27 protein-coding genes and 2 tRNA genes are annotated in these 25,143 nt (G+C 37.1%); 12 read left to right on the top strand and 17 right to left on the bottom strand.

Translation table 11 applies throughout. From position 1 onward, the window contains the following. Nucleotides 1-12: 12 nt before the first annotated feature. From DDF69_RS04175 to DDF69_RS04160, 4 genes are all read right to left on the bottom strand, one after another. Entirely contained in the window at nt 13-903 is an 891-nt protein-coding gene (locus tag DDF69_RS04175) for a ferric siderophore ABC transporter substrate-binding protein (RefSeq protein ID WP_114819661.1), read from the bottom strand. 35 nt (nt 904-938) lie between these two features. Next, on the bottom strand, nt 939-1,337 hold the full coding sequence (locus tag DDF69_RS04170; protein WP_114819660.1) for an ExbD/TolR family protein: 399 nt from the start codon (nt 1,335-1,337) through the stop codon (nt 939-941). Nucleotides 1,338-1,349: 12 nt separating this feature from the next. Beyond that, complete coding sequence (locus DDF69_RS04165; RefSeq protein ID WP_114819659.1) at nt 1,350-2,054, bottom strand: MotA/TolQ/ExbB proton channel family protein; 705 nt, start codon at nt 2,052-2,054, stop codon at nt 1,350-1,352. A 172-nt stretch (nt 2,055-2,226) separates the two neighbouring features. Beyond that, nucleotides 2,227-2,688, bottom strand: coding sequence for a hypothetical protein (locus DDF69_RS04160; RefSeq protein ID WP_114819658.1), 462 nt, complete (start codon nt 2,686-2,688; stop codon nt 2,227-2,229). Between the two features lie 170 nt (nt 2,689-2,858). Here DDF69_RS04160 and DDF69_RS04155 point away from each other — a divergent pair, with 170 nt between their 5' ends. Further along, nucleotides 2,859-4,655: a DUF885 domain-containing protein gene (locus DDF69_RS04155; protein WP_114819657.1), complete on the top strand. Its 1,797-nt coding sequence runs from the start codon at nt 2,859-2,861 to the stop codon at nt 4,653-4,655. A gap of 78 nt (nt 4,656-4,733) precedes the next feature. Beyond that, nucleotides 4,734-5,180 carry a DinB family protein gene (locus DDF69_RS04150; RefSeq protein WP_185144312.1) on the top strand — a complete coding sequence of 149 codons (447 nt, stop codon included), beginning with the start codon at nt 4,734-4,736 and terminating at the stop codon, nt 5,178-5,180. Nucleotides 5,181-5,387: 207 nt separating this feature from the next. Here the strand turns inward: DDF69_RS04150 and nth are convergent, their stop codons facing one another. Next, nucleotides 5,388-6,008: an endonuclease III gene (gene nth / locus DDF69_RS04145; RefSeq protein WP_114819656.1), complete on the bottom strand. Its 621-nt coding sequence runs from the start codon at nt 6,006-6,008 to the stop codon at nt 5,388-5,390. Between the two features lie 33 nt (nt 6,009-6,041). On the opposite strand from nth, the gene bcp reads away from it, so the two are divergent. Beyond that, nucleotides 6,042-6,491 carry a thioredoxin-dependent thiol peroxidase gene (gene bcp / locus DDF69_RS04140; protein WP_114819655.1) on the top strand — a complete coding sequence of 150 codons (450 nt, stop codon included), beginning with the start codon at nt 6,042-6,044 and terminating at the stop codon, nt 6,489-6,491. Nucleotides 6,492-6,583: 92 nt separating this feature from the next. Here bcp and DDF69_RS04135 read toward each other — a convergent pair whose 3' ends face one another. The 5 genes from DDF69_RS04135 to DDF69_RS04115 are packed head-to-tail and all read right to left on the bottom strand — an operon-like array spanning nt 6,584 to nt 10,780. Beyond that, on the bottom strand, nt 6,584-7,117 hold the full coding sequence (locus DDF69_RS04135) for a GNAT family N-acetyltransferase (RefSeq protein ID WP_114819654.1): 534 nt from the start codon (nt 7,115-7,117) through the stop codon (nt 6,584-6,586). Next, on the bottom strand, nt 7,086-7,748 hold the full coding sequence (locus DDF69_RS04130; protein WP_114819653.1) for a hypothetical protein: 663 nt from the start codon (nt 7,746-7,748) through the stop codon (nt 7,086-7,088). Before DDF69_RS04130 ends, DDF69_RS04135 begins: the two co-directional genes overlap by 32 nt. 32 nt (nt 7,749-7,780) lie before the next feature. Next, complete coding sequence (locus DDF69_RS04125; RefSeq protein WP_228411920.1) at nt 7,781-8,863, bottom strand: mannose-1-phosphate guanylyltransferase; 1,083 nt, start codon at nt 8,861-8,863, stop codon at nt 7,781-7,783. A 2-nt stretch (nt 8,864-8,865) separates the two neighbouring features. Beyond that, entirely contained in the window at nt 8,866-9,456 is a 591-nt protein-coding gene (locus tag DDF69_RS04120) for a SprT-like domain-containing protein (protein ID WP_114819651.1), read from the bottom strand. 1 nt (nt 9,457) lies between these two features. Beyond that, nucleotides 9,458-10,780 (bottom strand): TolC family protein, encoded by a 1,323-nt coding sequence (locus tag DDF69_RS04115; protein ID WP_114819650.1) that lies wholly within the window; start codon nt 10,778-10,780, stop codon nt 9,458-9,460. A gap of 182 nt (nt 10,781-10,962) precedes the next feature. Between DDF69_RS04115 and DDF69_RS04110 the strand changes: the two genes are divergently transcribed. From DDF69_RS04110 to DDF69_RS04095, 4 genes are all read left to right on the top strand, one after another. Next, the gene (locus DDF69_RS04110; RefSeq protein ID WP_114819649.1) at nt 10,963-12,207 is read left to right on the top strand and encodes a bifunctional folylpolyglutamate synthase/dihydrofolate synthase; all 1,245 of its coding nucleotides are present in this window, start codon (nt 10,963-10,965) and stop codon (nt 12,205-12,207) included. Between the two features lie 42 nt (nt 12,208-12,249). Continuing rightward, nucleotides 12,250-12,324, top strand: a tRNA-Val gene (locus DDF69_RS04105). A gap of 33 nt (nt 12,325-12,357) precedes the next feature. Continuing rightward, a tRNA-Val gene (locus DDF69_RS04100) sits at nt 12,358-12,432 on the top strand. 119 nt (nt 12,433-12,551) lie between these two features. Next, nucleotides 12,552-13,673: a hypothetical protein gene (locus tag DDF69_RS04095; RefSeq protein WP_114819648.1), complete on the top strand. Its 1,122-nt coding sequence runs from the start codon at nt 12,552-12,554 to the stop codon at nt 13,671-13,673. Here the strand turns inward: DDF69_RS04095 and DDF69_RS04090 are convergent. Genes DDF69_RS04090 through DDF69_RS22255 form a run of 4 tightly spaced genes read right to left on the bottom strand, consistent with a single transcriptional unit; the run spans nt 13,663 to nt 16,422 of the window. Next, nucleotides 13,663-14,586: a glycosyltransferase family 9 protein gene (locus tag DDF69_RS04090; RefSeq protein WP_114819785.1), complete on the bottom strand. Its 924-nt coding sequence runs from the start codon at nt 14,584-14,586 to the stop codon at nt 13,663-13,665. The two genes, DDF69_RS04095 and DDF69_RS04090, sit on opposite strands and share 11 nt — an antisense overlap. A gap of 50 nt (nt 14,587-14,636) precedes the next feature. Next, nucleotides 14,637-15,056: a SufE family protein gene (locus DDF69_RS04085; protein WP_062672886.1), complete on the bottom strand. Its 420-nt coding sequence runs from the start codon at nt 15,054-15,056 to the stop codon at nt 14,637-14,639. A 44-nt stretch (nt 15,057-15,100) separates the two neighbouring features. Continuing rightward, entirely contained in the window at nt 15,101-16,198 is a 1,098-nt protein-coding gene (locus DDF69_RS04080) for a glycosyltransferase (RefSeq protein WP_114819647.1), read from the bottom strand. Further along, a complete protein-coding gene (locus tag DDF69_RS22255; RefSeq protein ID WP_047426537.1) occupies nt 16,198-16,422 on the bottom strand; it encodes a hypothetical protein in 225 nt (74 codons plus the stop codon). Before DDF69_RS22255 ends, DDF69_RS04080 begins: the two co-directional genes overlap by 1 nt. Nucleotides 16,423-16,572: 150 nt before the next feature. On the opposite strand from DDF69_RS22255, the gene DDF69_RS04070 reads away from it, so the two are divergent. Then, nucleotides 16,573-19,107, top strand: a complete 2,535-nt coding sequence (locus tag DDF69_RS04070; RefSeq protein WP_114819784.1) for an ATP-dependent Clp protease ATP-binding subunit — start codon at nt 16,573-16,575, stop codon at nt 19,105-19,107. Between the two features lie 142 nt (nt 19,108-19,249). On the opposite strand, the gene DDF69_RS04065 is transcribed toward DDF69_RS04070, so the two are convergent. Beyond that, a complete protein-coding gene (locus DDF69_RS04065) occupies nt 19,250-19,777 on the bottom strand; it encodes a hypothetical protein (protein ID WP_114819646.1) in 528 nt (175 codons plus the stop codon). A gap of 191 nt (nt 19,778-19,968) precedes the next feature. Here DDF69_RS04065 and mnmA point away from each other — a divergent pair, with 191 nt between their 5' ends. Further along, entirely contained in the window at nt 19,969-21,156 is a 1,188-nt protein-coding gene (gene mnmA / locus DDF69_RS04060) for a tRNA 2-thiouridine(34) synthase MnmA (protein ID WP_114819645.1), read from the top strand. Between the two features lie 151 nt (nt 21,157-21,307). Continuing rightward, on the top strand, nt 21,308-21,517 hold the full coding sequence (locus tag DDF69_RS04055) for a hypothetical protein (protein WP_114819644.1): 210 nt from the start codon (nt 21,308-21,310) through the stop codon (nt 21,515-21,517). Between the two features lie 62 nt (nt 21,518-21,579). On the opposite strand, the gene DDF69_RS04050 is transcribed toward DDF69_RS04055, so the two are convergent. Both DDF69_RS04050 and DDF69_RS04045 read right to left on the bottom strand, forming a co-directional pair. Further along, nucleotides 21,580-21,930, bottom strand: a complete 351-nt coding sequence (locus DDF69_RS04050; protein WP_228411918.1) for a hypothetical protein — start codon at nt 21,928-21,930, stop codon at nt 21,580-21,582. A gap of 14 nt (nt 21,931-21,944) precedes the next feature. After that, nucleotides 21,945-22,682 (bottom strand): glycine-rich domain-containing protein, encoded by a 738-nt coding sequence (locus DDF69_RS04045; protein ID WP_114819643.1) that lies wholly within the window; start codon nt 22,680-22,682, stop codon nt 21,945-21,947. 113 nt (nt 22,683-22,795) lie between these two features. On the opposite strand from DDF69_RS04045, the gene DDF69_RS04040 reads away from it, so the two are divergent. Together DDF69_RS04040 and DDF69_RS04035 are read left to right on the top strand one after the other, a co-directional pair. Then, a complete protein-coding gene (locus tag DDF69_RS04040) occupies nt 22,796-23,692 on the top strand; it encodes a hypothetical protein (protein WP_114819642.1) in 897 nt (298 codons plus the stop codon). Between the two features lie 208 nt (nt 23,693-23,900). Then, nucleotides 23,901-25,127 carry a DUF6051 family protein gene (locus tag DDF69_RS04035; RefSeq protein ID WP_114819641.1) on the top strand — a complete coding sequence of 409 codons (1,227 nt, stop codon included), beginning with the start codon at nt 23,901-23,903 and terminating at the stop codon, nt 25,125-25,127. Nucleotides 25,128-25,143: the final 16 nt, after the last annotated feature.

Raw genomic sequence — 25,143 nt, 5'->3', positions numbered from 1 at the left:
GCTTTTGTATTTTTAGAAGGTAATTTTATAAGTTCCGGTGGAAGAAGTATTGGCTTTTTCGGCCTTCACATATTTCTTAACCCAGCTCACAGAGGTAGATGCTACACAAGGATCTGAAACACCTCCGGATCTTCTTGCAGACACCACATTTCCTGCTTTATCTACCGTATACGCGATGGTAATCGATCCACTTGCTGTACAGCTGTGAGAAGGCTGTGCTCCTCCTCTTCCCATTGTTCCGGGAATATAGCCTACCAGCTTTCTGTCGATCCCTACTTTACTGTCTCCGTTTCCATCTCCTCCTAAAGGATCTCCTGCATTTCCAATGCCTTCACCGGTTCCCTGGCTTCCGGCTTTGGTTCCTCTTCCTTTGATCAGGTTTCCGATAGCTGCAGTTCCTTTTCCGTCTCCATTTCCTGTTTTTGAGTTAGCCGTAGTTGCTCCTGGTTTTTTAGTATTTTTTGAAGCACTTGTACTGGTGGCTTCTTTTTTTTCAGCTTTTTTAGATTCCTCTTTTTTAGGAACAGTAGCTTTTGAATTATTTCCTGTAATTACTTTCTCCTTAACCTCAGTTTTCTTTGGTTCCGGAGTTGGTGCTGGTTCTGGTTTTATAACTGTTTTTGTTTCCGGAACAGGAGTTTCTGCAGGCTCTGGAGTTACTTCTTCCGTTGCAGCGGCAAGGCTTCCCGGCTGTTCAGCAGGTTCTTCAATCCCTTTTCCGTTTCTGTTGTCTCCAAAGTTGACCAGCATGGTAGTAACCACTTCAGGATCTTTATCCAGTTCAGGTTTTAATTTATACAAAAAAACAAAAAGCAGAATAGCAGCCCAGATGAGAATAGAAAGCAGTGCGCTCTTTACTCTGTCTTTGTTTTCTTCGTTTCTGTTTGCTGTATAGCTTTTCATCTTAAAACGTAATTCTTTCCGGAAATCCGGGTCTGTTATTTATCTTTAACGGTTGCAATGGCAATGTTAAATTTATATTTTTCAGCAATTTCCATCACAAAAACAACATCTTTATGCAATGTGTTTTCATCAGCTCTGATCGTAAATGATTTATTGGGCTGGCTGGCTAATTTATCTACAATAGTTTTCTCCAGTTCTCCTCTATTTACAGGATTATCATCCACAAAGAATGAGCCATCCGGCTTGATGCTTATTGTCACAGGATTTGGAATATTATCGTCAACGGCTCCGGCTTTCGGCAGATTCACATCAATAGCGCTTTGATTGGCAGCTGAAGAAGTGATCATAAAGAAAATCAGCATCAACAGGATAACGTCTGTCATCGCTGCTAAACTGAATTCCGGATTTGCTTTATTTCTTCTTTGAATTTTCATCGTAAGAAAGATTTATAAAGGTTTGTTGATAAGGTCTAAAAATTCTCCTGACATATTCTGAGCTTTCAGGACAAATTTATCAATCCTTGTCAATAGAATATTATAACAGAAGTTAGCAGGAATCGCTACAGCCAAACCTACAGCGGTCTGTCCTAAAGCGGTATAGATCCCTTCTGAAAGTGTTTTCGGAGAGAAAGATCCTGTTGCGTGGGAAAGATTAAAGAAAGCAATAATCATCCCGATTACTGTACCTAAAAGTCCCAACATGGGTGCGATACTCGGTACTACAGCCAAAAGGTTCAGGTTTTTTTCCATATTGGCAACCTCTACCTGTGCCTGGGATTCCATAGCACTTACAATATCAGAAACAGGACGTCCTAATCTTGAAATTCCTTTTTCTAAAATTCTTCCTTCAGGAGAGTTCTGGGTTTTGCAGTAATCTGCTGCTGCATCTATTTTTCCTGCCTTGATGAAGTCTTCGATATTGTTCATGAAGTTGGAATCTGTTTTTGATGTCAGCCTTTTGATAAAGAAAAATCTTTCAAAAAACAGATATAGAGAAAACACTCCCAATAGTAATACAGTGACCATCACTATTTTAGCGAAAGCTCCTCCATGGAACATAATCTTCCAGAATGAGAACTCTAAGTTGTCTGCAGCAACTGCAGGGGTAGCGATTTGTGCAAATAAAATCTGAGAAAGTTCCGTTAACAGCATTAAATGTAAATTTTATTAAATTTCAACGACAAATGTAGGAGAATATTATGAATTGAACTCTTAAAAATTGCTTAAAAACAACTTAAATTTTGTTACAATTTTACAAACAGCAAATTTCTTTCCAAAAATAATTTTGAAAAGAAATCCGGTATGAAAAAGATAGAAGCGACTTTTAGTCTTCGCCTACCTCAATATCATCTTGCTTAAATTCGCATTTTAATCTAAAAGGGATCGGCGTATCGGATCCGGTATAGAAATCATCAATAGTTCCTTTCCAGATCACCTGAAGCTCTCCTTCTTCATTTCTATGAAAAAGAAGCTCATTGTCATAGATGTAGGCATCTTCGTCATCGAAAAGGTCTACTTCAGTATAGGTTTCTTCATCAGAGTCATTGATGATGATGGTTTTTCCTTCTATTTCCGCCGATTCAATAGGAAAATCGAACACTTCAAGTGAAAGCTGCGGAAAGTTGTACTGTAATGAATCATCATCTACGTGATCCAAACTGTCATCCGTAATCACTTCAACCTCTAAAAAGTGTTGCTGGTTGCTGTAAACTGCCTTACAATAGGTATTTCTGATATTGTATTTTAGCGTCTCGTCCGGATGGTAAATTTTTAAAATCCCTTTCATTTTTTCTTAAAAAAGAACTGTAATAATATGATTGTTAAACGTTTTAGACAAAGATAAAAAATTGATTCAAAGTTAAAAGGATTTTGAAAATATTTTTTTTAAAATCAATGTATACGATAAGTCTGAATATCCTAATAATACTTACTTTTGTTTTCATAAAGATTCTGAAAATGAAAAACATTTTATCAAAAAGTATTCTTGGGTTGGGATTGATGATAGGTCTTGCTTCCTGCAAAAAGTCGGATTCTCCCCTCACAAAAGTGACACCCAGCAACCTGGATTCTATCGCTTCCAACTATTATGAGCAGTATCTTAAACTATATCCTTTAGATGCTACAGCACAAGGAGATACGAGATATAATGATCAGCTTCCCATCAATATTGATAAAGATTTTATCTCAGGAGAGGTAGCGTTCTACAATTCTGTACAGAAACAGCTGGAACATGTAGATTACAAGAGTCTTTCTGATGAAGATAAAGTGGTGTATGATGTATTGGATTATACTTTAAAAGATAAAACTGAGGCCTATGCCTATCATCCTGAATATATTCCTTTTACTCAATTTGGAGGACTTCCGCTTACGTTCCCATTGTATGGAAGCGGAGAAGGAAACCAGCCTTTTAAAACAGAAAAAGACTACAGCGACTGGCTGAAAAGAATGGAAAAATTTCCCGAATGGATGAATGCAGCTACGGATAATTTCCGTGAAGGAATCAACAATAAAGTAGTACTTCCTAAAAAACTGGTTGTCAAGATGATTCCTCAGATGAGAGCAGAGGAAATTACTACTTCCGATATGGAAAAGAATATTTTCTATGGCCCTATAAGAAAATTCCCCAAAAGCTTACCTCAAGCTCAGAAAGATAAATTTTCAGCTCTTTACAAGGATATTATCATCAAAAAAATCATTCCGGCTTATACTAAAATGGGAACATTCTTAGAAAAAGAGTACCTTCCGAAAGCGAGAGATACAGACGGATACAACAGTCTTCCTAACGGAAACGAGATCTACAACTATTATGTAAAAAGCTGGACAACCACTAAGAAATCTCCTGAAGAAATTAATAAAATAGGACTTCAGCAGGTAGCCATGCTTCGTGCAGAAATGGAAAAAGTAAAACAACAGGTAGGCTTTACAGGAACTCTAGAGGAGTTTATCACTTTTGTAAAAACAGATCCAAAAGCGATGCCTTATAAGACTTCTAAAGAGGTTTTGAATGCATTTAATGGTATTTTAACGAAAATCACTCCGAAGCTGAAGACTATGTTCAATGTGACTCCAAAAACAAAGTTTGAGATCAGACAGACGGAGAAATTCAGAGAGGCAAGTGCCAGTGCAGAATATATGCCGGGGACTCCGGATGGGAAAAGACCGGGTATCTTTTATGTTCCGCTTCCTGACCCTACTCAATTCAATGTTACTTCAGGAATGGAATCTCTTTTCCTTCATGAAGCCATTCCAGGGCATCACTATCAGGTTTCTTTACAACAGGAGAACACGAAACTTCCTAAGTTCATGAGATTCGGATGGTTTGGGGCTTATGGAGAAGGATGGGCTCATTATTGTGAGACTTTAGGTCCTGAGTTTGGTTTATACACAGATCCTTATCAGAAGATGGGTTACCTGAGCGATCAGATGCTGAGAGCGGTAAGACTGGTAGTAGATACGGGACTTCATACCGGAAAAATGTCACGTGAAGACGCGATCAAGTATTTCCTAAGCAATATTTCTTACGACGAGGGATCAGCCACTGCAGAAGTAGAAAGATATATGGCAATGCCTGGACAAGCTTTAGGTTACAAAATAGGATCTTTAAGAATCCGTGAGCTGAGAGAAAAATATCAGAAAGAGCTTGGAAATAAATTCAATCTGGCAAGCTTCCATGATGAAGTATTGAGCCAGGGATGTCTTCCTTTGGATGTTCTGAACAGAAAAATGGAGCTTTGGGCCAAAAAACAAAAATAAAATTATATTAATAAAAAAGGGTACCGATTGAACGAAGTACCCTTTTTTATTTCATTCTTCTAAATAAACAAAATTGATATGATCACAGAAAGCCTAAGATCTCTTTTCAACAGGGATTTAAATAAATTAAAAACAGAGATAGAAGCCTATCAGAGTGAAGAAAACCTTTGGAAGATTGATAAAAACATTTCCAATTCTGCAGGTAATCTAACCCTTCATCTGGTGGGAAATATCAATCACTTTATAGGAGCACAGCTTGGAAATACGGGTTACGTAAGGCATCGTGAGCTTGAGTTTTCATCAAAAGATGTTCCAAGAGCTGAACTTATTGAAAAAGTAGAAGCCACCATTGCGATGATAGATTCTGTTCTGCTGAAATTGTCTGAAGAAGATCTTAAAAAAGAATACCCTTTGGTTGTTTTTGAAAGCAAAATGACCACAGATTACTTCCTGATTCATCTGGTTGCTCATCTGGATTACCATTTGGGACAGATTAATTATCATAGAAGGTTATTGGACATTTAATCCATCAATAAAAATTAAAATAACGCAACGATCACAAAGTAATTGTTGCATTTTCTATTAGTTCGCAAGGGCGTTTCACTCAGCTACAAAATAATTGTTTTTGCTGAACGAAGTGCCTTTGCCAGCGATTTCAACATCGGTTTTATGCAAAACCATGTCAAGGTTTTGAACCTTGACATGGTTGAAATTACGAAGATATCTAGAATATTATTTCTCAAACATCATTTTCGTAATAAAATCCTTCTCTCCTTTTCCTCTTGCCGGAGAATATTCTCTACCATAAAAAATGATCTGAAGGTGAAGCTTGTTCCATACTTCTTCAGGAAATAATTTTTTGGCGTCACGTTCTGTTTCCACTACATTTTTTCCGGAAGTAAGTTTCCATTGTGTCATCAGACGGTGAATGTGGGTATCTACCGGAAAAGCAGGAAATCCAAATCCCTGGCTCATAACAACAGAAGCCGTCTTGTGCCCTACGCCCGGAAGTGCTTCCAATTCCTCATAAGTCTGTGGAACAATGCCATTATGCCTTTCCAACAGAAGTTCAGCCATTTTCTTCAGGTTTTTAGCTTTTGTATTGGATAATCCTATTTCTTTGATCAATTCTTTGATTTCAAATTCTTCGAGCCTGGCCATTCTTTGGGGAGTTCCTGCTACCGCAAAAAGTTCGGGAGTAACCTGATTTACTTTTTTATCTGTAGTTTGTGCCGAAAGTGCTACGGCAACCATCAATGTATAGGGATCGGTATGGTCTAATGGAATAGGTGTGGTGGGATATAATTTTTCCAGTTCTATCTGAACGAGCTCAGCTCTTTGTTTTTTTGTCATGTATGCCTTAAATTTGAACAAAATTAAATCATTATGCTGAAAGTTGGAGATAAATTACCTGAATTTGAAGGATTCAATCAAGACGGAGAAACAGTAACCTCATCAAAATTAATTGGAAAAAAACTGGTCGTTTTCTTCTATCCGCAAGCGAATACACCAACCTGTACAGTGGAAGCCTGCAACCTGAGCGATAATTATGCTAAGCTTGAAAAAGCAGGATTTCAATTACTGGGAGTAAGTGGTGACACAGTAAAAAAACAGAAAAACTTCCATAGCAAATTCGCATTTCCTTATGATCTTATCGCAGATGAAAACCGTGATATCATTGAAAAATTTGGGGTATGGCAGGAGAAAAAAACGTTTGGAAAAACGTATATGGGAATTGTAAGAACCACTTTTATCTTTGATGAAAATGGAGTTTGTACAAGAGTGATTGAAAAAGTAACGTCAAAGACTGCTGCTGAGCAGATTCTGGAGGGATAACTTTTTTTAAAACACAGATATCACAAATATTTTCACAAATAACACAGATACATTATTGTGTTATTTGTGAAAATATTTTTTTTATAGATTTATTATTCTGTTTCGTAATAATTTAACTCTTCTGTTTCACCAGGAAGTATGACGTGTTTTTTAAACCTCAGCCCTAGTTTTTCAATCAGTTTTTGGGAAGAAATATTATCTTTTGAAATGATGGCAGATATTTTCGTTAATCCAAAATCATCCATCCCGATAGATTTCACCTTCTGAGCTGCTTCGTAGGCATATCCTTTACCTTCGAACTCTTCCAGTAAAGAATATCCGATATCCACAATATCAAGCCCTTCCCTTTCGAAGATTCCTACTGCGCCTACTTTTTCATTTCCGTCTTTGGTTACTAAAAGATAGTTTCCAAATCCCAGCCTTTCAATCTGTGGGGCAAATCTGTTGAGGATATAATTTTCAGCATCTTCAATGGAATTCACATTGCGGTTGCCGATATGTTGAATGAATTTGGGTCTGTTATAAAGTTCAAAGACAAAATCTTTGTCTTCACGGGACATAGGGCGAAGGATCAATCGCTCAGTCTCATAGGTATTATCTGCGCTTGGGTGTTTTTTTGGGCTCATCTTTCTTTGGTTCTTCTTTTTTTTCGATTTTCAACAATCTCGGGTTATTAGCACATTTTTTATTGTAAAGCTCAATATAAGTTCCATTGTCTTTTACATTACTTACAGCACCTGTAGATTTATTTACGGTGACTGTATAATGTGTTTTCTGGTATGGACATTCCTTTGAGGTGAGTTTTCCAAGGTCCAGATAGTAATTCAACTTATCTTCATGATAATTACCTGCAAGGTCCTTAAACTCCTCATCGACCATATATCCGTCAGCGGCTAATACAATAGCGGCTTCCTGAGCATTATCAATTCTGTCTACAAACTTCTTCAGTCCTTCAACATCCGTAACGTAATTTACTTTACCTCCTTCCGAATAAGCGATATAATAAAAGCTGTCTTCACTAGGGAAAAGATTGAATCCTGAGAATTGAGGAGTATAATTTACCTTACCCGAAATCTTTATTTCCTGACCTTTCCCATAGCTGTTGTATACCAACACCCATGAATCTACCTTATTACCGGGGCTGATCTGCTGCAAAACAGCAGGAATACTTGAAAACTTTTTCTTCTCCTGAGCAAATCCTAAGACTCCCAAAAGTAAAAATGTAAGAATTGTAAATCGGGTTGCAGTTTTAATCATAATTTAAAAATCAGCAGAAAATATACCAAATATTACATAAACTTCTCGCCCTTCTTAAAGTTTTTTAAGTCAAGAACATAATCTTTAATGAGCTGATCGTTATCCCTCGGGCAGATAAGAAGCGCTTTATCTGTATCTACAACTATGTAGTTTTCAAGGCCATCAATGATCACTGCTTTATTATTATTCTTTAAACGGATGATATTTCCTTTTGAATTATAAGAAAGTAAATGTTTCAGTTTTACAGCGTTCCCGTCTTTATCTTTTTCTGTATTTTCATAAACGGAAGTCCATGTACCAAGATCACTCCATCCTAAATCTGAAGGAATCACATAAACATTCTTTGCTTTTTCTAAAATCCCGTTATCAATAGAGATTTTCTGAACCTTCGGATAAATGGTTTCAATACAGCTGTTTTCTTTTTCTGAATTGTACTCACAAGCCATAAAATGCTGCATCATCTCAGGAAGATAGAGATCAAAAGCATGGTGAATACTTTTCACATTCCATACAAAAATTCCTGCATTCCAAAGGAAATCGCCACTTTCCAAAAAGCTTTGGGCAATTTCAAGGATAGGTTTTTCTGTGAATGTTTTTACTTTAAAATATTCAGATCCTTTTTTTTCTACAAACTGAATATAGCCATACCCTGTATCAGGTCTTGTGGGCGTTATTCCTAGTGTTACCAGATAATCATGCTGTGAAGCTACCTCAAATGCCAGCTCCACTTTTTCCAGAAATACGTCCTCTTTAAGGATCAGATGATCTGCCGGCAATACAATCATGGTTGCATCCGGATTAATCTCAGCAATTTTGTTAGCCATATACAGATTACAAGCGGCTGTATTCTTCATCAACGGCTCGCCCACAATATTCTCTTCAGGAATTTCCGGAAGCTGCTGATGGGAAACAGGAACATACTCTTTATTCGTAATCACGAATATCTGTTCTTTAGGAATTACCTTGCTGATTCGGTCATAGGTTTGCTGAATCATCGTACGCCCGGTTCCTAAAATATCCTGAAACTGTTTTGGAAATTTCTGCGTGCTCATAGGCCAGAACCGGCTTCCGATTCCTCCCGCCATAATAACGCAATATCTATCTGATTTTGACATTCTTAGCTACATTTTTCTACCCTCGCTAAAGGCTTGAAAGAATACTTCCTTCCAGTAGCCAGGTTCTTACAAAGATAGTTTTTTTTAACCAGACCTTCTAATAAATACTTTTCGTTGCGGTACATAAAAAATTCTCCCTTTTTAAGTTCCTCGATAAATTGAAGAGTATCATCCTGTTTCTCAGTATGGAAATATCTTACCAGATCGGGGCTTGCCATGAAATTGGCTTTGGGTGATTTTGAAAATTTGATGATGATAGGTTTGAGTTCTTCATCATAAATTTCAAGACTTTCCAGGAGCATATTTCTGAAAGTTTCTTTCCATTCGTTGCCGTGGGGTGAGATTCTTCGTCCATATTTTTCGAAAGCAATCAGGTGGGCAAGCTCATGAGTCAGTACAAAGAAAAAAAGCTGCGGGGTAAGGGTAGAATTTACCGTAATTTCATGAGAATTGTCCGGAAGTTTTCTGTAATCTCCCAGTTTTGAATTTCTGTTTCTTGTAACCTTTATATGTATATAGTAATCTGCAAACCAGATTCTTAAATATTTAAGTGTATTTTGAGGTAAGTATTTTTCTAATGATTGAATTGGCATTTTACAAACTTAATGGAATTCCTGCATAGAAATTCAATAGTTTAAGACTAAAAAGATAATTATATTTTGCCTGCGCTACTGATCCCTGTGCATTTGCATAATTATTTCTCGCCACATTGACGTCATATATAGTTGTTCTTCCGGCAGCATAACTTTTATCTGCAAAATCAAGAGCCAGTTTCGAACTTTTTTCTGCTTCTACGGCAGACAGATAGGTTTCATAATTGGCATCAGCATCAAACTGAGCTTTCTGTACGTTTTGTCTTACGGTCTGTTTTTGTTGTTCTAACGTAATTTTGGCTATACTCTCATTTACCTTAGACTGTTCTACCTGAAGTTTTGTTTTCCCTTTATTAAAGATAGGAATATTCAGTGATAGCCCTACGTTTTGTCCGAACTGGTCTTTATATTGTTCAAAAAAATTTCCCTGCACAGTACCTGGCATAGGATCAAACTGTCTGTTATAGAAAGTGTTAAGACCAGCACTAGCTGTTAATGTAGGCCAGAATGCTGTTTTGGTTACTTCAGTTTGTGCTTCGGCAGATCTTATCCTGCTTTCGGCTGCTTTGATCTGCGGTTGTATCTCATAGGCCGTTGTAAGCACTTCATCTACAGTATTAAGCTGTAAGTCAAGTTTTTCCGGAACATTTACATCTTCCACGTCGAAACCTTTATAATCGGAAAGCTGTAATAGCTGAGCGATGGCAAATAAAGCACGTCCAACATTTACTTCTGCCGTTTTAAGGTTTTGTTTCTCTCTTGCCAGCGCAGCTTCAGCCTCAGCTAAAACAGTCTGGGCAGTTGTTCCAACCTGAGTTGTGATCTTAGCTCTGTCAAACTGTTTCTGGGCATTATCCACAGCACTCTGAGAGATTTTAACGATCTCCTTATTCAACAAGGCAGTCAGATATTGTTGAGCAATCTGAAGAGAGATGTCATTTTTAATGGTTTCAATGTCATATTGGCTTGCTTCTACATCAAACTGGGCTTTTCGTACATTTTTCTCTAATCTTCCATTATTATAGAGCAAAATATCGGCTCCCAGGCCAACACTGTTATTGAATCTATCGTTTCTAAAACTTCCCGCTCCTAATGACCCTTGCCCGAAACTCACCCCATTCGTCATACTCCCCGATACAGATGGTAAATATTCTTTTTGGGCTGCTTTAAGATTATATTCCTGGTTTTGTTTGTTATACTGATTTTGGATAACCTGAAGATTATGCTCCACTGCATAGCTTACACATTCTTTTAAGGACCATTTTTTCTGAGCGCTTAAACCCAGATAACCTAATCCAAAAACGATGATCCAAACTTTTTTCATATGTATATGTTTATTTGTTTTTAATGGTCATATGGAATCGTGTTATCTTCATGAGTACTATACCATGTAAATCACAGCGATTTCATATTAAGATTTTTCAATATTAGACGAATTAAATATAAAAAAGTTACAGATTGAAAAATTATATTTTATTTTAAAAAAACTTTTGGGAATTTTGCACCATGACAAATGAACAATATCAGGAAGCTATCGACTGGCTTTTCGTACAGATGCCCAACTATCAGATAGATGGACAGAAGGCTTATAAACCTGGACTTGATAATATAACAAAGCTTTGTGCTTTCTTTGGAAATCCTCAGGATAAAATAAAGTGTATTCATATTGGCGGCACCAATGGAAAAGGTTCTTCAAGCAATATGCTGGCATCAGTTCTTCAGGAGGCTGGTTATAAAACCGGATTATACAATTCTCCACACCTTATCGACTTCACAGAGCGAATAAAGGTGAATGGAAAAAACTGTAATAAAGAATTTGTCTTTGATTTTATTCAAAAACTGAAAACGATTCCGGAAGATATCCGGCCTTCATTCTTCGAATTTACCACCATCATGGCTTTTGAATATTTTTATCAGCAGCAGGTAGATTTTGCCATTATTGAAGTGGGATTGGGAGGGAGACTGGATTCCACGAATATTATCAAACCATTGATTTCGGCAATTACCAATGTTCAGCTGGATCATCAGAATATTCTTGGAGATACCATTGAAGAAATTGCCACTGAGAAAGCCGGAATAATTAAAGGCAATATCCCGATTATTTCCGGTGATGAGAACGAAGCCGTTAGAAATATCATTCAGGAGAAAGCAACGAAAGAAAATGCTCCGTTTATAGATGCAACTCTTATAAATACCAACCTTGAATCTGATCTGAAAGGAAATTACCAGAAAAAGAATATCAGAGTGGTCTTAGCTGCGGTAGAAGAATTAAAAAAACTTGGAGTACCTATTTCTGATGAAGATATTGAAAACGGATTGCTTCATGTTCATCAGAATACAGGATTTATTGGCCGCTGGTTCGAGTTTTCACAACATCCGCTTACGATTTGTGATACGGGACACAATCAGGCAGGTTTAGAGTATGTTTTTTCACAATTAAATTCAATTAACAGACACAAGCATGTTATTTTGGGGTTTGTGAACGATAAAAAAATAGATGATGTGATGAAATTACTTCCTGAAAATTCTGAGTTTTATTTTGCAAAACCATCCATCAATAGGGGAAGACATCCGGAAGATTACGAAAATCTGCTTCAGGAGGCGAAAATTTTTTATAAAATTTTTGATTCCGTTCAGGAAGCGTATCTCTCTGCAAAAGAACGATGTACAAATGAAGAAATGATTTTTATCGGCGGAAGCAACTTTGTAGTGGGAGATTTTTTGGAAAAAAATTTGGAGATTAAAGAATAAGTCGTATATTTGCACCACTCTAAACAAGAGAACAAGTCTAGAGGGTTCTTAGCTCAGTTGGTTCAGAGCATCTGGTTTACACCCAGAGGGTCGGGGGTTCGAATCCCTCAGGACCCACAGAAAAGGAAACGAAACCTTTCAAAAAAATTCGGGTTCTTAGCTCAGTTGGTTCAGAGCATCTGGTTTACACCCAGAGGGTCGGGGGTTCGAATCCCTCAGGACCCACAAAAAATCTCTCAGATTTCTGGGAGATTTTTTTATTTTACCCCTAAGCAATTTATAAAGCCTCTCCTCCACTTTTCCTAATATTTATATACCTTTGCCTGCAATTGAATTCGCCAGGCGTGAAGCAGCTCCACATCATATCATTCAATTATCCTTATCCTCCTTCTTACGGTGGGATTATTGATGTGTACTATAAAATCAAGGCCTTATCTGATCTTGGAATAAAAATTCACCTGCACTGTTTTGTAGATCAAATCCCTCATAAGATAGATCCGGAAGTCAAAGAGATTACGGAAAATGTATTTTTTTATCAAAAGAAAAAGAATCCACTCCTCTATTTCTCAGCAACACCTTTTGCTGCTGCTATCAGAGATTCTGAAGGCCTGCTTAAAAATCTGGAGAAGGACAAAGCTCCCATATTGTTCGAAGGCTTACAAACCACCCAAATTATACGGTTTTTGAGAGAGAATGACCACAAACTCTACCTCCGTTATCATAATAACGAATCAGAGTATTATAAAGGTCTCTCTGTGTCTGAGAAGAACCTATTTAAAAAGATCATCTATAAAATTGAATCTTTAAAGTATTCCGGATATCAGAAAAAACTTTTAAAGAAATTTGAAGCTGTATTCTGTCTGTCTGAAAAGGAATATAGTGAAGTAGAAACCTATTCGGAAAATGCACACCTGATACATATCTTTCACGGTAATGAATCGGTAAAGGAATTGGACACCAATGGAAAGTATTTTCTTTTTCATGGAGACCTCAGCACTGCAGACAATAAAAGAGCATTAAATGAGACTATCGGTTTATTTAAAACGCTTCCGCAATATCAACTGGTTGTAGCCTCCGATCGTGCCAGTGAAGACATGAAAAGGAAAATTTCAGAAGTTGAAAATATCAGCCTCACTCCTATTCAAACCACAGAAAATCTTTATAGCCTTCTGGAAGATGCCCATGGCAATATTTTGATTTCTTACCAGAATTCCGGAACCAAGGTGAAGCTGTTTAATACGCTTTACAACAGCCGTTTTGTCATTATCAACGAAAATATCACAGATGATCGTGTTTTGAAGAGTGTATGCCTGTTTGGGTCCGATATGAATGAAATTCGCCAACACATTGTAACCTCAGCTGAAAAAGAGTATCATGATACTGAAAAGAGAAAGGAAATTTTAGAAAAAACCCACTCTGATAAAGCTAAAGCTAATGAGATGGTCAAGATTATTTTTAAAAATTAACCCTGTCTATCACGCCTTGAATATTAAATTCTTCAAGACATGCCCAGTCGCCTCTGTAACATTCTTTATCTCCAAAAACCGAACACGGCCTGCAGCTCAGGTCTTTTACCTGAACAACATCTTCTTCACTCTGCCCGAATCCTAAAAATCCTGCATATGGATGAGTAGCTCCCCAAATAGAAACACATCGTGTTCCTACAAGACTTGCAAGGTGCATATTGGCAGAATCCATGGATATCATCAGTTCCAGCCCGGCAATATGACTGAGTTCTTCTGTAAGGTTTAATGTTCCGGCAAGGTTTTTTGTATTAGGAATCTCTTCTGCCCACTTTTCAAGGGTTTCCGTTTCTTTTTTTCCTCCTCCAAAGAAATATACTGTATGTTTCTGAGCCAGAATCCTTACCAGTTCATAGGATTTCTCCAAAGGAAGCATTTTTCCTTTATGCTGGGCAAAAGGAGCAAACCCAATTCCTGATTTTTGTTCTGAAACCGGTCTTAATTGATGAGAAAGTTCAACTTTGAATCCCATTTCACGAAAGACATCAGCATAACGTTCCACTGTTTTTTTCAGCTGTACCTTTTCCAGATTCCAGATATCCGTAAGATGTTCTTTTTCTTCTTTGCCTTTATTAATTTTAAAAACTTTAAGCCCTTTTCTTCTATATATTCTGTCTAAAACCTTGGTTCGGATTACATCATGGAGGTTGGCAATACAATCCGGATTAAATTCCCGGATCAGTTCGTTACTCAGTTTTCTCAATCCGAAAAGACCTTTGTAGTCATCCAGATCAATTCCCTTAAAAGTTACATTGGAAATTCCAGCAAACAAAGCCTCAAAATTTTTCCTGGAGACCATAATAATTTCCACACCGGGGTTCTGCTCCAGAAATTCTCTGAAAACAGGTACAGTCATCGCAACATCTCCGAATGCGGAAAAACGATATGCTAAAATTCTGGTCACGGTTATGATTTCAGTTGGTAAGCAACTGCATAAAACTTGATCTGCTTGGTCATCGCCATAAGCCCGTTAGCTCTGGAAGGTGAAAGAAATTCCTGTAGTCCTATTTCTCCGATAAAATCAAAATCAGAATCCAGGATTTCCTGAGTGGAATGTCCACTGTAAATACTTACTAAAAGAGAAACGATCCCTTTGGGTAGAATACCGTCAGAATCTGCATTAAAGAAAAGCTTCCCATCTTTAAATTCAGCATCAATCCAAACTTTGCTCTGGCAGCCTTTAATCAGATTTTCTTCTGTTTTCTTATCTTCAGCCAAGCCTTTCAGCTCTTTTCCAAGATCAATGATGTACTCATACTTTTGCTCCCAATCTTCAAGAAAAGCGAATTCATCTATTATTTCCTGCTGTTTTTCTTTAATGGTCATTTTAAATCAAATTTCTTTTGCAAAGATAACCAATTTTGTAAAAATTATTTACAGGATGCTTTTTCAAAAAGTTGAAGGATTTTCGTCTCTTCATTCTCCCAGCAAAATACGTCTGCTGCCTTATTTAATTCGCTTTGGTAATGCTGTCTTCCTCGCTGAAGAATAAGATTGACTGCTTTCTCAATGGTTTCAGGCTGATGATCTGGAATAATTTCTCCTACATCAAACTGATTTTTTATCCTTTGCATCTCCGGGAAATTAATCATGACAAGTGGTACTCTCGATTGGATATAGTCACAAACTTTATTAGGAAGCGAATAATAGTAGCTTACCCCATTATTTTCTTCAAGACTGAATCCTGCATCAGCAGTTTTGGTTATTTCCCTGAGGTTTTCCGGCTTCAGTTTACCCAGGAAAAATACTTTATCCTGAAGCTTTTCCTGAATAACAAGTTCCTCATATTCTTTTTTCTTCGGACCATCCCCTGCAATTTTCAGGACAGCATCTTTAATATGATGCATGGCAACAATCATCTTTTCTATTCCTCTGGATTGATTGATTGCTCCCTGATACAAAATAATTTTAGGATGATTTTCAGGAATTTCCGGTGCAGAAAGAATTTTTCTCGGAATATTTCTAACCACTACCGGATTAACATTATATTGTTCATGAAACCATTCAGCATAGCTTTCACTTTCGGTCATCATCAGTTCCATATGAGGGACCAGCTTTCTTTCCAGCACTCTCCAGAATTTCTGAGAAAATCTGTTCTGAACCGATGGCATTTCCGTGAAAATTTCATGGCTGTCAAAGACTAACGGAATGTTCAGTTTTCTGGCAATGAGATAATTTGGCAGAAGTGCATCGATGTCATTGGCATGAAGGATCGTATCTTTGTCCGCTTTTTTCTTCAGCTCTTGGTATAATTTCCAGTTGAACTCAAAATAAGCGGTCTTTAAACTTTTAGACTTCAATCCTATTCTGGAAAAGGGATAAGGACGCTCCATTTTTTCATTTCCTTCCCAGTCGTTACCGATCAATTCTATGGAATATCCGTTATCAAAAAGGGTTTTGCACACCTTCTCTATCCGTTGGTCAGTATACAGATTACTAAAAGCAGAAGTAATAATTTTTTTCCTCATCAATCTTTCTTGTCTAGTATTAAATAATAAATCTGAATGAAACAAATAAGTCCGTTGGGTATAATAACCGGCCAAAGCATTCCATTAAAGATACCATAAATGACAAAACAAAAACAGCCAATCATGTTGACCACTCTGATTTTTCTTACATCTTTCAGTATGAAACTCAATACGATAAAAAGAGAAGCAGAATAGCCGATGTAATTAGTAATTTCAGTATTCATGGGGAAAATTTAAGGTTACAAACTTAATCATTTTCAATAAGATAATAAATTTTTTTCTGCCATAAAGTCATTAATTGATTTTTGGTAAAATATTTGTAATTTAGATAATGAATAAAAGGTAATGTTGCCTTTGTTCTAATGAGATATATTATGGATTATAAGTTTTCACAAGGTTTGAGCCAGGTGTTCAAACAAAGCAAAAGCGAAGCTAAAAGGCTGAAAAGTGAATTTCTTAATACAGAACATCTACTTTTAGGTATTATAAAAACGGAAAACTCTGCAAAAGAAATCCTTCAAAACCTTAATGCGGATTTAACACAAATCAGAAGAAAAATTGAAACTTTAAATACAGCAAGTCTTAATCCTATTTCTGAAGAGGTTACCAATATTTCTTTCACCAAGATGGCAGACCATGCCATTAAACGTGCAGAGTTAGAATGCCGTCAATATAAAAGCAATGAAATTAATACCGTTCACCTGCTTTTAGGTATTCTTTATAAATATGAGGACCCTACTTCAAATATTCTGGGAGCTTATGACATCGACTACGAAGGAGTTTCAAGAGAGTACCAGACAATGCTTAAAAATTCAGGACAGTCTCCTCAGATGAGCGCTTACGATGATGATGATGAGAGAGAGGAATTTGAGCAAATGAGAAAACCTACAGGAAATCTAGGTTCTGCAAAAAGTAAAACCCCTACATTGGATAACTTTGGTAGAGATCTTACTTCTTTGGCAAGGGATGGAAAACTGGACCCAGTGATTGGTCGTGAAAAAGAAATTGAGAGAGTTTCTCAGATTTTATCACGTAGAAAGAAAAACAACCCACTTCTTATCGGGGAGCCTGGAGTTGGTAAATCTGCCATTGCTGAAGGGTTAGCACTAAGAATTCAACAGAAAAAAGTGTCGAGAGTTCTTTACGGAAAACGTGTCATCACTTTAGACCTGGCAAGTTTAGTTGCCGGAACTAAGTACCGTGGTCAGTTTGAGGAAAGAATGAAGGCGATTATGACAGAACTGGAGAAAAACAGAGATGTCATCCTATTTATTGATGAGCTTCATACGATTGTAGGAGCAGGAAGTTCTACGGGAAGTTTAGATGCTTCCAATATGTTCAAACCGGCTTTGGCAAGAGGTGAAATTCAATGCATCGGGGCAACTACCCTGGATGAATACCGTCAGTATATTGAAAAAGACGGAGCTTTAGAAAGAAGATTCCAGAAAGTAATGGTGGAACCTACTTCTATTGATGAAACTGTTCAGATCTTGAATCAGATCAAAGATAAATATGAAGAGCATCATAATGTCATCTATACTCCGGAGGCAATTCTGGCTTGTGTCAATCTGACATCAAGATATATTACAGACCGTTTCCTTCCGGACAAAGCGATTGATGCTATGGACGAAGCGGGATCCCGTGTTTATATTAAAAACATGAAAGTTCCTACAGAAATCATTGATTTTGAAAAGAAAATCGAAGAGATCAAAGAACTGAAACAGAAAGCTGTAAAAGCTCAGGACTATCTTGAAGCAAGAAAGCTGAAAGATGAAGAAGAACGTCTTCAGATGGAACTGAATGCTGCTCAGGAAAAATGGGATAAGGATGTAAAAGAGAAAAAAGAAACCGTAACGGAAGAAAATGTAGCGGAAGTAGTTTCTATGATGAGCGGAGTTCCTGTAACGAAAGTCGGTAAGAACGAGCTTGACAAACTTGCCCAAATGGATGAGAAGCTGAACGGAAAAGTGATCGGTCAGGAAGATGCTGTGAAGAAAGTAGTGAAAGCTATTCAAAGAAACAGAGCAGGTCTTAAAGATCCTAACCGCCCTATTGGTACCTTTATTTTCCTTGGAACAACCGGGGTTGGTAAAACCGAATTGGCAAAAGTAATGGCAAGAGAACTATTCGAATCCGATGAATCACTGATCAGAATTGACATGAGTGAATACATGGAGAAATTCGCGGTATCGAGATTGGTTGGTGCGCCTCCGGGATACGTTGGATACGAAGAAGGTGGTCAGCTGACAGAAGCGGTAAGAAGAAAACCTTATGCAGTGGTTCTTTTGGATGAGATTGAAAAAGCTCACCCGGATGTATTCAATATTCTGTTGCAGATTTTGGATGAAGGACACGTTACAGACAGTTTAGGAAGAAAAATTGATTTTAGAAATACCATCATTATTCTGACTTCAAATATCGGAACAAGAGATCTTAAAGACTTTGGAGACGGTGTAGGATTCGGAACTTCTGCGAAGAAAACTACTTCAGACTCTAGAGCAAGAAGTACGATTGAAAATGCCCTTAAGAAAGCGTTTGCACCGGAATTCTTAAACAGAATTGATGATATTGTGATCTTCAACTCTCTTGTACAGGATGATATCAAGAAAATCATTGATATTGAGCTGAATAAACTTTATGGCAGACTTGAAAAATTAGGATATAAAGTAGATCTTACTGAAGAAGCAAAAGACTTTATTTCTGAAAAAGGATGGGATAAAGATTTCGGAGCAAGACCATTGAAACGTGCGATCCAGAAGTATATTGAGGACTTATTGGCAGAAATGCTGGTAAACAAGCAATTGAGCGAAGGAGAAACCGTAGTTCTTGATCTTAATGAAGCAAAAGACGGATTGATCGGGAAAACGCAGAAAGCGAAAAAATCGGCTGAAAAGTCTTCTCAATCTTAATTAAATAAATAATTTAATTTCAAATAAAAATTCCCCGGGAAGTTTCCCGGGGATTTTTGTTTTATAAGCTTTAGCTGAAGCCGAATGAATTCTGGTTTCTGATTAAACGGGCTAAGGCCCATTGCTATTGATAAATTAAATATTAAAGTCCTACCACAAAACCAATATTCGGGATCAGACCGCTGGAAAATACACTGGAATTCTGTTTCCAAAGCACGTTGTACATTAAACCCAGCTGCATGAAGGAATTGTTTCCGATCCGCTGCATATATCCTCCTCCAAGGTATAATGCATTTTCTTCCGTATTGTATTTATAATCGTAGTATTTATCCTTGTAATCAACAAAATAATGCTGATAGTTGGCTCCCACATAAAATGATCTGGCAAAATAATAATTGACAAAAGGACCGACTCCAAACATGGTAGATTTATAATAATCAGAAGTCTGCCACGAAACACTTCCAATTACTCCGCCTTCAAAATCATTGGTAAACCTGTAACCTACTCTTGGTGAAGCGGACAGATTAAAGGCGCTGTTACTTCCAAATCCCAATCCAATGCCTCCTCCAAAAGTCCATTTGCTGTTTTCCTGTACGGGCGCTCCTACAGAAATTTGGGAAAAAAATGATCCTGAAGCTATCAGCATCATAGAAATAATAAACTTTTTCATATGTTATATTTTTGATCTTACAATTATATTCACATCTGTTTCCATCTGCAGATGGGTTGATAAAAAGACAGCATAAAGCTCTATCGTTTTTATCAATGTTTAAAATTATGGTTTTTTTACGAATTTTTTAATTGTATTTTTGCCGCATCAAACTAAGAACTCCCGTTAAGAGTTTCGTAAAATTGAATACAATGAAAGTAGTAGTAGGCCTCTCCGGAGGTGTAGATTCTAGTGTTACAGCGTATTTGCTGCAGCAGCAAGGCCATGAGGTAGTGGCTTTATTTATGAGAAACTGGAACGATGCTTCCGTAACACTTGAAGATGAATGTCCCTGGATTGAGGACAGTAATGATGCCCTTATGGTAGCACAAAAGCTTGGAATTCCTTTCCAGGTGATAGACATGAGTGAACTTTACAAAGAGCGTATCGTTGACTATATGTTTGCCGAATACGAAAAAGGCAGAACTCCCAACCCTGATGTATTGTGTAACAGAGAAGTAAAATTCGATGTGTTTATGAAGACTGCCATGTCTTTGGGCGCAGATAAAGTTGCTACAGGACATTATGCAAGGGTAAATTCTACTTTTGATGAAAACGGTAAAGAAATCTTCCATCTTCTGGCCGGAAAAGACAATAATAAGGATCAGTCTTACTTCCTTTGCCAGCTAAGTCAGGATCAGCTTTCAAAAGCGTTATTCCCAATTGGAGAACTTACAAAGCCTCAAGTAAGAGAAATTGCAAAAGAAATCGGACTGGTAACGGCAGATAAAAAAGATTCTCAGGGATTATGTTTTATCGGAAAAGTAAGTCTTCCCCAGTTTTTACAACAGCAATTGAAACCTAATGAAGGTGAGATTGTAGAAATTTTCAAGGATTCTCCTTTATTTTCGGAAGAAAAACCTGAATTCTCATCCAAAGAAGAAGAACTTGAATTTTTATCAAGAAAAATCAATTATAAAAAATCTGACGGAAAAGTAATCGGGAAGCATCAGGGAGCCCAGTTTTTCACGATCGGACAAAGTAAAGGCCTTGGTATAGGCGGCCACAAAGAAAGCTGTTTTATCATCTCCAGAGATATGGAAAACAACATCCTTTTCGTAGGAGAAGGAAGCCATTTCCCGGGACTACACAAAAAAGCTTTGAAAATAGATAATTCTGAACTGCACTGGGTTCGTGAAGATTTGAGACTTCAGAACGGAGGATCTATGGAAGTAATGGCAAGATTCAGATACAGACAGCCTTTGCAGAAAGCAACCCTGTATCAGTTTGAGAATGCTTTTTATATTGAATTTGATGAACTTCAGTCTGCTATTGCTGAAGGACAGTTTGCTTCATGGTATATGGATGAGGAACTGATCGGCAGCGGCGTGATTTCGTAAGAGTTTTTGAGATTCGGGTTACGGGGTGCGGGATTCGGGATTCGGGTAGTTGAGATGTTTTTTTTTTAAAGAAAATATTTTTTTGAAATTTTTCTGTAACGTTTTTTAAATTGTCATACTTACTCAGTAAATAACAAAAAAAAATACTACTATGAAAACATCTTCAAAAAACCAGTACGCTTATGTAAACAATATTCTGATTGCTGTTGTATCCTCTATTTTCGGTTATAATCTTTATCAGGCCATTGTACATCCGGAAAATTCCAATATCGCGATCAGTCTTATTTTAGTCGTTCTGACTTCCGTTATGGTTCGAAAATATGGCTATCAGCCTGTAAAAGAAGAAAAGAAAGATATTTAATATCAACAATACATGATAAAGCCCGGAACATTTTGTTTCGGGTTTGTTTTTAAAAATAAATTTTACTTTATGTTTTCATTGACATAACCTGAGATAAAAATCAATGTAACAATACCTTCTGCTATTAAGATCATAACAAGAAACCCAACAGGTTTTCCCAACATGATACCTCTGATAAGCTTGATAATTCCCAACAAGAAAATAAATCCTGCGAAATAAAATGTCGCTCCCGAAATGGTTTCTTTCAAAAAATTCAGCATAAAAAGCGAAGCATAAAATCCGAGAAGCAGGATGAGATAGAACCTCAGAAAGTCTGGACCTTTAAGAGTAACAGGATTAAATGTCTGATGGACTGCCATAAGCCCTATTAGACTTATCACTACCGGCAGTGAATGAATGATGAGTTTTTTCATAATGATTAATTTTATTATCCTCCACAGCCTCCGCATCCCCCACAACCACCGCAGCCGCTTCCACAACCGCCACCTCCGCTGCAGCTTGATCCGCCACAACTTCCTCCGTCATTATTTTGCTTATCTTTTCTGTTAGGGTCAGAAACTTCCTGATCTCCTATGATTGAAACGATAGTTCCCAGAATGAAAATAATCCCAAATACAACTCCTGTGACGATTAATCCGGAAAAACCATCTCCTTCTGTACACGAAAATAAAAGCAGTAACACCAATATGGGAGCAAAGAAGGCCATTTTTTTCAGCCAGGATTGTACTTTTGACTTTTTACTACTCTCTCTCCAGATTTCTTCGGGTGCTTCTTGCCGGAAAATCTGCCGATAACTTGTTAAAGTATCTTCAAACCAGTTCTGATGTCTTTCTTTTTCCGCAGAGCCTCCTTTGGATGGATGATGATGAAGTGGCCTTTTTAAGATGTGGGGACAGAATTCTTCCCAATAATTTTGGGTGTAGATCAGGTGCATATGCCAAACCTTGTCAACGATGTTACTTGGAGAAGCTCCATGCGGAAGAATACAGCAGAGATAAACGAACTTTTTGTATTCTTCAATTGCTTTTCTGGCGAAATCAAGACTCCAGCGTTCTTCTTTTGCGAGTTTTCTTGAGAAAGGGAACTCGACACCGGGAGCATCCAGAGAAAACTCCTGTATCCTGTTCCAAAGGGACTCATCTACTAATAGCATTTTTGTTTCCATTGTTTTGATTTTTGTTTTCTATTCAAATATCAATGGATTACACAATATAAAAGTCTTTCAAAAATCTTTTTTGGTTTGATAAAAGTCTTAAATTAGTCTTACAAATCAACACCATGAAAAAGGAGGATATCCTGCATCTTGAGAAACTCATGAATTTCTTAAGCCGGCAATTTTTAAAGAAAAACCATTGGGAAGATGTTACCAAAACTGAATGGTCTTATATAAGCAATGAACTGAATGAGCTGATTATCAATGATCATTCAGAAAAAGAGATCAAAAAAGAACCAGATCTTCTGGGAACGAATTATCTGTACGAACATCTGATCATCAATAAACTGAAAAAATTCAGACAGAATGACAATGCTGTTTTAAGCAGACCTAACCTTGCCAAACTGAGTTTAATTGTCAAGGTTTTGGGGTATTCCAATTACATAGATTTTATAAATTCAAATACGGAAGCATTCAATTTTAATGATCTGAGGATTGATATGAATAATGCCAATATGAATACCACACTTTTAGACCGTTTAGTAGGCTGCTGGTATTCTTACAACAGGAATCTACCCGACAATCCTTTGATGGCAAAAGAAGACCGTATATGGCGCTCTGCCATGGAAATTTACAAGTCTGAAACCACCGGAGAATATTTTATTGAAAGAAGCGGTGGTGATCACCATAAATATTTCGGAAAGGTAACAGCCTATTCTGATTATGTTTTCATCATCATGAACAGCAATACTTTTATCCGTCAGAGACATTTCATTTCAAGGATAAAGGATATTAAAGAAAAACTTAAAAACCCGGACTATAAGCTCCACGAAATCCATTTCATAAGCACCTGCATTAGCTTCAATCAGGAGCCGATTGCTTTGTTTGAAATCTTCAGAAAAGCGGACAGAAAAACCTTTATTTCTGATTCCATCAGCTTTCCCATTGACAGTGATGAAATACCTGAATCAATTGTTAAACAACTTGAAGACACCGAATCTAACAGAATAGATTACAGATAGTTAAAAGAAATAAAAATTATCGGATACAAAAAACTCAATAATAAACATCATCATCAATCTCCATATCACGGCCCCGGAATAAGACTGTTTCGGGGTTTATTGTATTTCTCTTATGCCTGGAATATATTTAAACCTTAAAAATCAATCCATTACCGCAATAATTCTCTAACTTGATGGTTTTAAATATGAACCCTTCAATCGTCTTGCTATGGAATATTATGAATTGTATGAAGTTTTGAAAAATCATTTTGATTCCGGAAAAGGCAGGGTTGAAATTAAAGAATTGAATCTAAGCTTTGAATCAATCCCTTTTGAATCGAAGGTTTGTGACCTTCTTTACGGCTCAGAAAATCAACATTGCAACAAACATCAGCAAACACTCGAAATCAACAAAAATGGTTATCTCTTGTACAACCAACCCGCTGTAGATATCAAAGATTTTGATATTGAATGCAATAAAAGATTTGAATATCATATCCTGAAGCGGGCAGATATAGAAACAGCCGAAGGAGCTTTGTTTTTCTTTCATGGACTGAATGAAAAGAAATGGGATAAATACCTGCCATGGGCCTATGAACTGGCTCAAAGAACACAAAAGGCCATCATTTTATTTCCTATTGCATTTCATATGGACCGTGCAGATCCTATCTGGAGTGACCGTCACCATATGATGGAAGTCGTTCATTTCAGGAAGAAAAAGTATCCGGAAAACATGAATTACTCTTATGTGAATGCTGCCATAAGTTCCAGACTGGAAGCTCATCCTCAAAGAATTTTCTGGTCCGGCCTCCAAACCTATTCTGATATCACAGAAGTGGTAAAGGATATTAAAAAGGGTAAAATCAAAAGTATTTCTCCAGAAGCAAATCTGGATTTATTTGGCTATTCTATAGGATCATTTCTTGCGTTAATTATCAAAATGGCTGATCCCCATTATTATTTTACCCAATCAAAAGTATTCTGTTTTTGTGGAGGAATGACGATCGACAGGATGTTTCCGATCTCCAAATACATCATGGATACTCAGGCCACTGTGAAAATGCAGTCTGTTTTTACGGAATTGCTGAGTTCTGATTTTAAATCGGATCCACGTCTGAAACATTATCAGAATGAAGATTTACATCCACAGGAAAGTTGGTTCAAGAAAATGCTCCGCTACAATTATTTTCAGAGGGAAAGAGAGGAAAGAATTCAGGAAATCCAATCTCAGATTAAAGCCTATGTGTTGGAAAAAGACAGTGTTGCGCCTCCGATAGAAGCATTAAATACACTGCAGGGCGGCTACAGGAATATTAATATAGACATTGAAATCAAAGATTTCCCGTTTGAATACTCTCATATGGTTCCATTTCCGCTTACCCATAAGCATTCAAAAGAAATTACAGAAGCTTTTCACCAGTTTGTACAATCTGCCAGTGATTTCTATAATTCCTGATGATGGATTTTCAGGG

Origin of the sequence: Chryseobacterium sp. KLBC 52, assembly GCF_003347605.1 — a bacterium.
Taxonomy (GTDB): domain Bacteria; phylum Bacteroidota; class Bacteroidia; order Flavobacteriales; family Weeksellaceae; genus Chryseobacterium.
The sequence above is the reverse complement of the archived record's forward strand: the minus strand, read 5'-3'. Positions and strand labels throughout refer to the sequence as shown.

Bases quoted from the DNA above. Each gene is read 5' to 3' on its own strand.
- mnmA (WP_114819645.1), top strand. From the start codon at position 19,969: ATGAAAGTAGTAGTAGGCCTCTCCGGAGGTGTAGATTCTAGTGTTACA.
- DDF69_RS04120 (WP_114819651.1), bottom strand. From the start codon at position 9,456: ATGCCAATTCAATCATTAGAAAAATACTTACCTCAAAATACACTTAAA.
- DDF69_RS04065 (WP_114819646.1), bottom strand. From the start codon at position 19,777: ATGAAAAAGTTTATTATTTCTATGATGCTGATAGCTTCAGGATCATTT.
- DDF69_RS04055 (WP_114819644.1), top strand. From the start codon at position 21,308: ATGAAAACATCTTCAAAAAACCAGTACGCTTATGTAAACAATATTCTG.
- nth (WP_114819656.1), bottom strand. From the start codon at position 6,008: ATGACAAAAAAACAAAGAGCTGAGCTCGTTCAGATAGAACTGGAAAAA.
- DDF69_RS04165 (WP_114819659.1), bottom strand. From the start codon at position 2,054: ATGCTGTTAACGGAACTTTCTCAGATTTTATTTGCACAAATCGCTACC.
- DDF69_RS04130 (WP_114819653.1), bottom strand. From the start codon at position 7,748: ATGATTAAAACTGCAACCCGATTTACAATTCTTACATTTTTACTTTTG.
- DDF69_RS04170 (WP_114819660.1), bottom strand. From the start codon at position 1,337: ATGAAAATTCAAAGAAGAAATAAAGCAAATCCGGAATTCAGTTTAGCA.
- DDF69_RS22255 (WP_047426537.1), bottom strand. From the start codon at position 16,422: ATGAATACTGAAATTACTAATTACATCGGCTATTCTGCTTCTCTTTTT.
- bcp (WP_114819655.1), top strand. From the start codon at position 6,042: ATGCTGAAAGTTGGAGATAAATTACCTGAATTTGAAGGATTCAATCAA.
- DDF69_RS04045 (WP_114819643.1), bottom strand. From the start codon at position 22,682: ATGGAAACAAAAATGCTATTAGTAGATGAGTCCCTTTGGAACAGGATA.
- DDF69_RS04090 (WP_114819785.1), bottom strand. From the start codon at position 14,586: ATGACTGTACCTGTTTTCAGAGAATTTCTGGAGCAGAACCCCGGTGTG.
- DDF69_RS04160 (WP_114819658.1), bottom strand. From the start codon at position 2,688: ATGAAAGGGATTTTAAAAATTTACCATCCGGACGAGACGCTAAAATAC.
- DDF69_RS04125 (WP_228411920.1), bottom strand. From the start codon at position 8,863: ATGTCAAAATCAGATAGATATTGCGTTATTATGGCGGGAGGAATCGGA.
- DDF69_RS04085 (WP_062672886.1), bottom strand. From the start codon at position 15,056: ATGACCATTAAAGAAAAACAGCAGGAAATAATAGATGAATTCGCTTTT.
- DDF69_RS04115 (WP_114819650.1), bottom strand. From the start codon at position 10,780: ATGAAAAAAGTTTGGATCATCGTTTTTGGATTAGGTTATCTGGGTTTA.
- DDF69_RS04050 (WP_228411918.1), bottom strand. From the start codon at position 21,930: ATGAAAAAACTCATCATTCATTCACTGCCGGTAGTGATAAGTCTAATA.
- DDF69_RS04035 (WP_114819641.1), top strand. From the start codon at position 23,901: ATGGAATATTATGAATTGTATGAAGTTTTGAAAAATCATTTTGATTCC.
- DDF69_RS04040 (WP_114819642.1), top strand. From the start codon at position 22,796: ATGAAAAAGGAGGATATCCTGCATCTTGAGAAACTCATGAATTTCTTA.
- DDF69_RS04175 (WP_114819661.1), bottom strand. From the start codon at position 903: ATGAAAAGCTATACAGCAAACAGAAACGAAGAAAACAAAGACAGAGTA.
- DDF69_RS04150 (WP_185144312.1), top strand. From the start codon at position 4,734: ATGATCACAGAAAGCCTAAGATCTCTTTTCAACAGGGATTTAAATAAA.
- DDF69_RS04080 (WP_114819647.1), bottom strand. From the start codon at position 16,198: ATGAGGAAAAAAATTATTACTTCTGCTTTTAGTAATCTGTATACTGAC.
- DDF69_RS04135 (WP_114819654.1), bottom strand. From the start codon at position 7,117: ATGAGCCCAAAAAAACACCCAAGCGCAGATAATACCTATGAGACTGAG.
- DDF69_RS04155 (WP_114819657.1), top strand. From the start codon at position 2,859: ATGAAAAACATTTTATCAAAAAGTATTCTTGGGTTGGGATTGATGATA.
- DDF69_RS04110 (WP_114819649.1), top strand. From the start codon at position 10,963: ATGACAAATGAACAATATCAGGAAGCTATCGACTGGCTTTTCGTACAG.
- DDF69_RS04070 (WP_114819784.1), top strand. From the start codon at position 16,573: ATGGATTATAAGTTTTCACAAGGTTTGAGCCAGGTGTTCAAACAAAGC.